The organism is Neomoorella sulfitireducens (assembly GCF_024733845.1).
Taxonomy (GTDB): Bacteria; Bacillota; DSM-521; order Neomoorellales; family Neomoorellaceae; genus Neomoorella; species Neomoorella sulfitireducens.
Window position 1 is genome coordinate 126,617 of record NZ_JANRHG010000008.1, and the last position, 10,077, is coordinate 136,693.

Annotated in this window: 7 protein-coding genes and 1 pseudogene; 1 reads left to right on the forward strand and 7 read right to left on the reverse strand. The window is 46.3% G+C overall.

Annotated features, from left to right (window positions below):
* The 6 genes from NWF31_RS14805 to NWF31_RS09870 all read right to left on the reverse strand — a co-directional run bounded on the left by NWF31_RS14805 (position 1) and on the right by NWF31_RS09870 (position 6,272).
* On the reverse strand, positions 1-729 hold the full coding sequence (locus tag NWF31_RS14805; protein WP_258360322.1) for a murein hydrolase activator EnvC family protein: 729 nt from the start codon (positions 727-729) through the stop codon (positions 1-3).
* Between the two features lie 234 nt (positions 730-963).
* A complete protein-coding gene (dctP, locus tag NWF31_RS09850) occupies positions 964-1,965 on the reverse strand; it encodes a TRAP transporter substrate-binding protein DctP (protein WP_258360323.1) in 1,002 nt (333 codons plus the stop codon).
* A gap of 80 nt (positions 1,966-2,045) precedes the next feature.
* The gene (locus NWF31_RS09855) at positions 2,046-3,368 is read right to left on the reverse strand and encodes a TRAP transporter large permease (protein ID WP_258360324.1); all 1,323 of its coding nucleotides are present in this window, start codon (positions 3,366-3,368) and stop codon (positions 2,046-2,048) included.
* Positions 3,368-3,931 carry a TRAP transporter small permease gene (locus tag NWF31_RS09860; RefSeq protein WP_258360335.1) on the reverse strand — a complete coding sequence of 188 codons (564 nt, stop codon included), beginning with the start codon at positions 3,929-3,931 and terminating at the stop codon, positions 3,368-3,370. The genes NWF31_RS09855 and NWF31_RS09860 overlap by 1 nt, the downstream gene beginning before the upstream one ends.
* A 49-nt stretch (positions 3,932-3,980) precedes the next feature.
* A complete protein-coding gene (locus tag NWF31_RS09865; protein WP_258360325.1) occupies positions 3,981-4,994 on the reverse strand; it encodes a D-2-hydroxyacid dehydrogenase in 1,014 nt (337 codons plus the stop codon).
* 93 nt (positions 4,995-5,087) lie between these two features.
* Positions 5,088-6,272: a M24 family metallopeptidase gene (locus tag NWF31_RS09870; RefSeq protein WP_258360326.1), complete on the reverse strand. Its 1,185-nt coding sequence runs from the start codon at positions 6,270-6,272 to the stop codon at positions 5,088-5,090.
* A 565-nt stretch (positions 6,273-6,837) separates the two neighbouring features.
* Here NWF31_RS09870 and NWF31_RS09875 point away from each other — a divergent pair.
* Positions 6,838-7,965 (forward strand): annotated as a pseudogene (locus NWF31_RS09875) (IS256 family transposase).
* A 107-nt stretch (positions 7,966-8,072) separates the two neighbouring features.
* Here NWF31_RS09875 and NWF31_RS09880 read toward each other — a convergent pair.
* Positions 8,073-10,022 (reverse strand): TRAP transporter large permease, encoded by a 1,950-nt coding sequence (locus tag NWF31_RS09880; protein ID WP_258360327.1) that lies wholly within the window; start codon positions 10,020-10,022, stop codon positions 8,073-8,075.
* Positions 10,023-10,077: the final 55 nt, after the last annotated feature.

Below are 10,077 nucleotides of genomic sequence, written 5' to 3' on the forward strand. Positions count from 1 at the left end.
TTAAATCTTGTCCTGTGAAGTCAACATGAGCGCGGGGTCTACCCCCTGGCCGTCCCGGCGCACTTCGAAATGAAGCTGCGCTTTCTCTCCCCTGGCCAGGACGGCAATTACATCTCCCCTTTCTACTACCTGGCCCGGGGTTACCCTGGTATCGCCCAGGGTCCCGTAAACAGTAACCAGGCCCCGGCCGTGATCGATTTCTACAACCAGCCCCAGCACGGGATCTTCCCCGGCCCTGATGACTTTTCCCGCCAGGGCGGCGCGGACGGTTGAGCCGCCCGCGGTCTGGATATCGATACCGTTATGAAAATACTGCCGGCCGTCTTCAGTTACCCAGCCGTAAGGCCGGCTGACCTCCCCCGAGAGGGGTACGGCCAGGGCCGGCAGGGCTTCGCCCGAGGTTACCGGTACGGCCCCGTTCCCCAGGAAATGGAATACCCAGCGGTCGTATGCATCCAGCCACATCCCCGAACGCACCAACCGGGCTACCGCCGGGGTATAATCGGCCGCCGGGTCGGCAAGGTAGTAGCGCAGGCCTGTTTGTAAGGGCTTAACCACCGGGGTGTCCAGGCGAAAGAGCAGGGTTAGGATAAGCCACAAAACGCCGGCAACAATCACCTGCCGCACCCAGCGGCGGCGAGGCCGCGGCGGCGGCAGGGTTCTCCCCGGCCCGGTCCAGCCGCCCAGGGGAGCCCCTTTAATTTCTTCCCAGTCCCAGCTATCCCGCACCTTGTTTCCCCCCGGACAAGCATGTTTCTTTATTTATGTATATGCCCGTACCGGGGAGGTATGACTAAACTTATTTAACCAGCTACAAATTTCAAGGGTAAAAGGATTACTTTTCTAACAAACGTAAGTTATCATGCTAAAAAAGGGCGTGCCCCTGTCTTACATTTGCTTTGAGGCACGCCCTCTTTTTCGTCCTGGAAAAAATAGCAACAAATGAGTTTTAAAGTTTAAGTTTTACATTCCAGCGTAGGATCTCAGCTTCGCAGCGACTTCAGCATCTGCCTTTTCAGCTTCCTTCCAGGCAGCCTCATAAGCCGCTTTCTTGTATTCTTCACCCAGATCTACAACTTTAACACCGGCTTCTTTTAGAGTGGCAATATTTTTCTCATTATCAGCTTGATTCTTTCTCAACGAATCTTTTTCCCAGTCAATGGCGCTCTGGATTATTGCATCTTTTTGTACATCATCCAGCTTGTCCCATACGTGATTGGCAATTAAAAGCGAAGAATCAGAATTGTAGACGCCGGGTAATACCAGGGTCTTCAAGACGCGGCCCAGGTCGTTATCAACAAAGTCCTTTAAGGTACCGCCCGCTCCCTGTACCACGTTCTTTTCCAGCGCCTGGTAAACATCAGCCCAGCCCATGGTAACCATTTCGGCGCCCAAGGATGAGATCAAGGGTTTGGTGGCAGAGGTACCGCGGATACTCAGGCCTTTAAAATCGTCAAGAGAATCCACTTCTTTATTCATGCCCAGGACGAAATAGCTACCATCCTGCGTACGGCCAAGATAATGGGCTTTCAGCTTATCGGTTGTAATGGAATTTACATAGTCAACACCGCCGCTTGCGCGCATTGTTGCAGCGTCCGTTAACTTCATTCCGGCAAAGCCAGGAATAACTGTAACTGTATAAGCTAAGGGTGTATAAACCAGTTCTACCATCCCGTTCTGCATAGCCTCAGCAAGCTGGTTAGAAGGAATTGCTTCAGGACCATGCCCCCAGACGACGGTAACTGTGCCATTTGAACGTTCATATACCGATTTGCAAAAGGTTTCAAAGTAATAGTAGTGGTCAGTACCTTCCGCAAAGGCGCCGGAAAGACGTATTGTAATTGGTTTGGAGCCCGAAGCGCTTTTATCACTTTCTTCTTTCGTTTGTGAACTACCGGAGCTCCCGCAGGCAACCAGGGTGAAACTGAGGAGTAGTGTCAAAATAATAATCAGGGTCTTTTTCATGATTCATTCCTCCTTTTCATTTTAAAATGGAATTTTATGAAGGACTTGCTTTTAACTTTTACCCTCCTTTCAAAAAAACTTTATGAAATTAAATTGGGAAGGGCTGTAACGATTAGAGGTACCAGGGCAATGATAATAACTACAATAATGTCGATGATTAAAAACGGGATCGCGCCTTTGATAATGTGACCCAGAGTGACCTCAGGCGGTGAAACTCCTTTCATTACAAAGAGAGACATGCCAACGGGCGGGGTGAACTGGCCTATCTGAAGCAGGATTAAAAAGAGAACGGCAAACCAGATTTCATGAATACCGAAGGCCCTCACCAGGGGCATAAATAACGGCAGGCAGATCATCATGATGGCAGCCTGCTCAATAAAAAGTCCCATAATGAAAGAGATAATGAGCATGACAACCAGTACCAATATAGGAGAACTTATTGTCGAGGTAATAGCCATAACAGCCTCCCGGCTGGCGCCGGTAAAGGAGATTACCTGGCTGAATCCGGTGGAAGCTCCGATGATCAACATTAGCATGGCTGAAGTTTTCAAAGAGCTGATTAAAGTGTTGATCAGCAACTTGAAAGAGAATTTACGGTAAACAATTGCCAGGATATAGGCAGCCAGGGCGCCGATGGCCGCAGCCTCGGTGGCAGTGCCGACGCCTAAAAATATGATGCCGATTATCACCGCGAAGACAAAAACCAGGGGGACAATATCTCTCAGGATCGTAATTATTTTTTCAGAAAAGCTTATCCGGCCTGTAGCATCATCAATATTGTCGACAGGAGCCAGGGAAGGGTTAAGGATGCAAGAGACTATAATGTAGGCGATATATAAAACCAGCATAAGGATGCCGGGTAAGACCGAACCCAGAAGGATCTTGCTGACCGAGATGCCGGCAATACCGCCCAACATAACCGCCTGATTGCTGGGGGGTATAATCATAGCCAGCGCACCGGAAGCTATGATGGAGCCGGTTGTCATTTCTTTGGAATAGCGACGGCGCATCATTTCCGGCATCATCAACGAACCGAACATGGCCGTGTTGCCGAGGGAGGAACCACTAAGTGATGCAAAAATACCTCCCCCCAGCAGTGTAATGACACTTAACCGCCCGGGTACCTTGCGCACAATCCGGGACAGGGCGTCCATAGTTTGCGTAATTATCCCGGACTGGAAAAAGACCTCACCCATTATGACAAAGAACGGGATAGGCGTAAAGTTAAAATTGCATAGCTGAGATTGCATGCCCAGCACCAGCTGCTTCAGGCCGCCAACACCCACCATTTCGTAAATAGCCGCACCGGATACCAGTAAAAAACTAAAGGCGATTGGCAACCCGGTAAACATTGCCAGGATAAGGCAGCCAATAAACAATACCAGGACGACTGACCAGGCCATTATGCTGCATCCCCTTTCAGTTCCCTTTTCCGGCGTGAGAGATCTTCTATCATATTGCGAATGGACTGGACCGCGAGGAAGAATGCACTGACGGGGATGGGAGCCATCAGGATCCATTTCGGCGTACTGAGAAAATCGTCTACCACAACACGGTTTATAATATTGGTATAGGTAAGAGAAAGGCCGATCCAGCAGATGACCACCGAGATAAAGGCAGTGATCAAATTAACAGCTGCACACCAGAAAGGCCTTACTCCCGGAGGGAGGGCATTGACCAGCATATCAATTGCCACATGCCCGCGCTTCTGGAGCAGCCACGGCGAGCCGAGAAATGCTATATACAGCAGGGAATAGGAAGAGTAGTCAATCAGAAAAGCATACGGCTTGTTAAACAGATAACGGGACAGGGTGGCAAAACAAACGGCAAGAAGCATGAACAGCACCATAAACCCGGCAACTGCAGCCAGAGCAAGGATGCAGTAATCAATTATCTTGTTGAGTTTACTGGAAAAAAAACTTCTCATGCCAGTGCCTGAGGCAGTCACATGGTACGCCCCTTCCATCACAAGTATTTAAATGTTCCCGGCCTGAAAACATGTTTTTTAACTTTATTTAATACCCGGCATGCAGATCAGCTTCATAAAGCAGGGGTTCGTCATTCAGGAATCTTTTCAAGTTATCGCAAAAAACTTTAAAAGCACGGTCCATATACATAGGCGAATCTGCTGCACAGTGGGGAGTAATTATTACATTGGGCATTTTCCACAACGGGCTATCAGCAGGTAATGGTTCAATTTCAAAAACATCCAATCCCGCTCCAGCTATAGTCCCTTCCTCAAGAGCTTTAATCAAAGCAGCTTCATCTACCACGGGACCCCTGGCTACATTTATTAAAAACGCGCTCCTTTTCATGCACTTCAATTTTTTCTCGTCTATCATTCCCCGCGTAGCCGCAGTTAAAGGTACAATAATTACTACAAAATCGGATTCTCGCAACAACAATTCCAACTCATCAGGAGAGTAGAGCCTGTCCAGCAACTCGCATTCCACCGGCGTTCTTTTTAGAGCCACGACGCGCATATTTAAAGCTTTACACTGCCGCGCTATTTCCCGGCCAATGCTACCAAACCCAACGATACCGACCGTTTTACCCCAGGCTTCTTCTAAGCGAAAATACCGGCCGTAAAACTCATGCGCTCTTTTCATCTCTTTATCCCATATCTGGAGTTCCTGCTGCTTCCTAAAAACAGGCAAGCAACGGAGGAAAGACAGGATATACGCCAGGACGTGATTGCCCATGGGCAGGCCATGGATATTTTTAGTGCTGGTTATCCTGATCTTTAAGTTCCTGATCTCCGGCGTCATGACACCGTCAAGACCGGCGGACAGCGCATGCAACCACTTTAGACTTTTGGCCTTCTGGCAAAAAGTCACGGGTTTATACAAACCCCAGGTCAAAAGCACATCGGCATCATCGACTTTCGCCAATAGCTCCTGTTCATCCCTGGCATAAATCACCTCAGCCTGAGGTGCTGTATTACGTACCATGTCTAAATGGCGTTCTTCAATCTGATGGGGTACCCTGTCGTCAGGCTTGTAAAGAATCGCGATACTGTTTACCTTCAAAAAGTCTCCCCCCATTTTTAACGAAAATGTCCATACCGTCATTCGACACTTTTATTTACAGCCTGTAATTCGCAGAGCCATAATAGTATTGATTTATAGAACAAAAATCTCCTGGGGAGTTTTCTGCAATAACTCTGCCCCCTCCGCGGTAACCAGGTAGTTATCACAGCAAAAGGCAAAAACCGAGTCATTAGCCGCCACGGGATGAACTGCTACGAGCATATTTTCTTCCAGTTTCATAGTTTCCTGCGGTAAAAAAGCCGGTCTTTCAACAAGATCATATCCTTGACCATGAGCAAAAAGGCGCTCTTCACCCGCAAAACCTTTTCCTTCTAAAAAACTGTTGTTAGCTTCTAAAAGGCGTGCAGGTTCGGCACCCGGCTTTAAGAGGGAGGCAACATAATGCTGGGCCGAACGTGCTATTTCCCATGCCTCCAATAACGGGCGCGGTGGATCGTCGAGCGAAAATATCCTTCCTATTTCAGCATAGAAACCGGCCGGGCCGCTTGCTTCCACCATGACAAATACCTGATCGCCTTTTTCTATCCGGCGGTTCTGGAGGAAAGAATGAAGTTGTGGTGTTCTTTTGCCGGTAACCTCTGAACCCATCATTATTAATTGTTCTTCGCTACCATATTCCACCATTATTTTCTGTAGTTCTGCCCGTAACTCAAATTCATACATTCCCGGGCGTAATAATGCCGGTATAGCTGCAACTACATAATCATGCATAGCAACAGCCTTGCGGATCCAGGCAATCTCTTCTTCACTCTTGATTGCTTTAATCCGATCAACCATATCTGTAGCATCTACGAATTCTACCTCCGCAAGGTTTTCAGTCAAATATTTATAGAACATGGCCGACAGCATGGAAAATCCTACAAAGCCGACTTTTTTGCACTTGAGATCCCGTATTGTCTTTACTGCCACTTCAGCGTCAAGTTGATTGGTATAGCTTACAGAACGAAAATAAGGACGACCGATTTTTGCTTTTACTCCCCGCAGGGCATAGTCAGGAGGAAGGGATCCTGAAGGCGCGCCACACGATATAACTGTCATTTCTTCCCCAGCGGGAAATAATACCGTTATCGGATAAGCCTGTTCGGCAGGAACATCCAGGAAATAGCGTACATACCCGCCTAAGAACTGGTTGTCGTTCTGCATTACCAGGAGATCAATCCCTTGCTCGATCATGGCAGACCTGACAGCACTCCATCTTCTTTCCAGCTCTTTTGTCGGTATAGGAAATCTTATTCTTTGATTAGCATTGAATATCAAAACTATCACTCCCTGGTATTTTTTACAATGCCCACGGACAGGTAACTTTAAAAAATTTGCCCGGATTTAAAAGTCTTCTTTATGAAAGGCTAGTAATTTATTTTTTTATTTGTTATGATACAAAATTAAAAGCAAAAATTATGCCACCCCCAAAATCTAACAATTTCAAGCTTTTTCTGGTCTTAATATGATACCTTATTGTATCAATTATAATATCATAAAGAATTTAGAGATTTATTTTGATACATTTAATTATCCTTTATGATACATTTATGATTTGTTAGCGGCTGTAAGACGCGAGGCGTTGTACCCAATATCGTAGAATTTAAAGGTGGCGGCCACCTGCCCCTGTGTGGTAAAACAGGGGTGAGAAAAACATCAAAAGGAGGTACCGCCACCCATGCCATCATACAACAAGAATGACCCTAAATGTCAGAGTGGAGCAGCAAAGTTTTTAGCCCATTGCTCCCAGCCCGTCCTGATTTCATTATCCGAGGTAATAGGAGCGGCACAAGAAGGTTTAATGGCCCTGGCCAGTGCCACCGGCCTTCTGGTGTTCCGGGAAATAATGGAGATCGAGGTAACTGCTATTTGTGGACATAAAGGATAACATAACCCTGAGCGAAAGGCCGTACGCCACGGTACTGAGGAGGGCAGTGTCATCATGGGCGGCCGCAAGGTGGCTGTTGAGCGCCCTCGCTGCCGCACCGTCACCGGGCAAGAAGTGCACCTGGAAACCCACAAGATGTTTCAGCAGGAAGATATGCTCACTGCAGCCGTCCTGGAGCGCATGCTCTACGGCCTCTCCACCCGCAAGTATACCCACGGGCTCGAACCCATTGACAGCAATATTGAAACCACTGGAGTATCTAAAAGCTCAGTCAGCCGCCGTTTTATAAGGGGCACCAGGAAAGCCCTGGCGGAGCTATTACACAGACGTCTGGATAAAGACCATTTTCTGATACTATTAATCGACGGCGTTGTAGTTGCCCGGCATACCGTAGTTACTGCCATAGGGATCGACGCCGGCGGGAAAAAGCACATCCTGGGGCTCTGGGAAGGAGCCACGGAGAATAAGGCCGTCTGCCAGGCCCTATTGGCAGATCTGGTAGAACGAGGTCTGGAAGTCAAGGAAGGCATCCTGGTAGTTATCGATGGCTCCAAGGCCCTGGCGGCAGCGGTGAAAGACGCCTTTGGCAATCAGGCTTTTATCCAGCGCTGCCGGGTGCACAAGAAGCGCAATGTCCTGGAACACCTGCCAAAAGCGGAGCAGCCCTGGGTAGCGCGCAAAATGGATGCAGCCTGGCGGGAGGAAGACCCCGAACAGGCCTTAAAGAGCCTGAAAGCCCTGGCCGGGCAGTTGGAAAAGAACTATCCCGGAGCAGCTGCCAGCCTTCGGGAAGGGATGGAAGAAACTCTCACCGTTAACCGTCTGGGATTACCCGAAAAACTAGCCAAAAGCCTGAACTCGACCAACATAATCGAATCGGCCAATGACCGCGTTCGCACCTACTGCCGCAACGTAAAGAGGTGGAAGAGCGGCGAGCAAATACTTCGCTGGATGGCAGCTTCTTATCTCGAAGCCGAAAAAGGGTTCCACCGGATTAACGGCTATCGCGAATTGCCCATACTGAAGGAGGCGATGCGCAAGAAGTTGTTCCCAGAATCATCCACCACCATGCAAAGCGCTTAAAAATCGCGAAAATGGCCGTCCCGAAAATCTACGACGAACGGGACAAGCTCGTGTGCAACGCTAGTGATCACTTTTTATATTGACAAACGCAGCGCCGGTTTCAGGATTTAAAAAAACAAGTTTGGTAGAAACAGGGCCAGTCCCGGAAAAATTGTTAGAATAACAATAATAAGTATCATACAAATGAAGAAAGGTAATATACCTTTAAACATAGTTTCAAGCGCTACATCTCGAGCTACACTTTTCATTGCAAAAACATTCATACCAACAGGAGGGGTAATCTGACCCATTTCCATAGTAATAACTATAACAACACCAAACCAGACGGGATCAAAACCCAAAGCTAATATTGTTGGGAAAATTGCCGGTAAAGTAAGCAATATCATTGGTATTATATTTAAAACACATCCTAAAATGATATAAAAAACTATAACACCAGCGAATATAATGTAACGGTTTATACCAAATCCTGTAACGAAATCAGCTAGCAAAAATGGTAGCTTTGAAGCAGCTAAAAAATACCCTAAGATACTTACACCAACTAAAATTGGAATTAACCTGCCAACCGCTATTACTGTTTCATTTAATGCTAATATAAAATTATCCCTTGTAAGACGCCTTTGAAATAGAGCTAAAATAAAGGCGCAAAAAGCACCAACCGCACCAGCCTCAGTTGGACTAAAATATCCTCTAATAATGCCACCTAAGATAGTAACAAACAAAATCAACATGCCTATAATACCTTTAAGTGAAACAATTTTTTCTCTCAAAGGAGTTGCTTCACTCCGCGGTGCTACCGCGGGATTACGTACGGCAATAATCCAAATGGCCAATATAAACATGCTGGCTAAAAGTAACCCAGGAACTATACCTGCAACAAAAAGCTTGCCAATTGATTCTTCAGTAACAAGGGCATACATAATAAAACCCATACTTGGTGGTATCAAGATACCCAGTGTCCCACCTGCAGCCAAACAACCCGCACTCAAGCTATCGGCGTAATTTTTCCTTCTCAATTCAGGAAAAGCAACTGCCCCCATGGTGGTAGCGGTAGCCATGCTATCCCCACAAACTGCAGCAAAACCCGCACATGCTGCAACAGCAGACATAGCCAGACCGCCGGGCAAACGTCCAAGCCACTTACTGGCCGCTTCGAAAAGATCTCTACTTATGCCCGCTCGAAATGCTATGTTACCCATAAGCATAAACATTGGAACCACAGTCAGAATATAACTAGCAACAGATGTATATGGTACAATTCCAAGCATACTAAATGGGGCACGCAAATTACCTTTTACAGTAATCATACCCAACAATCCCACCAGGGCCATTGCATATGCAATTGGCATTCGTAAGAGTATAAGCAAAAACAGAATACCCATCCCCAATGAACCCAAAACTATGCCATTTTGAGGCCCCAGAAACATTCTACCCAGCACAGAAGATATAAAAACAAGAAGTCCACCAGTAAACACCAGAAGTAACCAGGGCCCTCTTCCATCTTTAAGAATCTGCGAAAAAGTACGCAGGCAGTCGATTAACAAGACAATCGTTAACATAATAATTCCTAAAGAAGCTAAACCCATGAAAATGAAGATTGGAATATGAAGTACTATACTCCGAGTTTCTACGTTTTCAATTGTTGCTATTATCATTTGTACAGACATGAGACCAAAAAGCACAAGAGAAATAAGATAAATAAAGCCTTGAATTACAACTTGCAACCATTGAGGAAACCGACTTACTACTAGTTCTACACTTATAGGCTCTTTCTTAACTTGTATACAAGAAATTGCCAAATAAACAACAGCAACCATTGCACATTCTTCAATTTCATTTGCACCTAAAATAGAAGACTTAAAAAACAGGCGAAGTAAAACATCAAAAACTACAGGCAAAACCATTAGCCCTAAGATTATCAAAGAAAGAGATTTCATTTTGTCGCTAATGGGGTAAACTGCTTTTTCTAAAATGCCAGCTACCGAATCTAACCACAGAGTATTTTTCCTTGACTCTGTCTCTTTAGCCGCAATGGAATGATTTATCGGTTCCGACATTTGCAATTTCCTCCTTCGAAATCTTAATAATCGCTATTTATATCCTTATATAGTA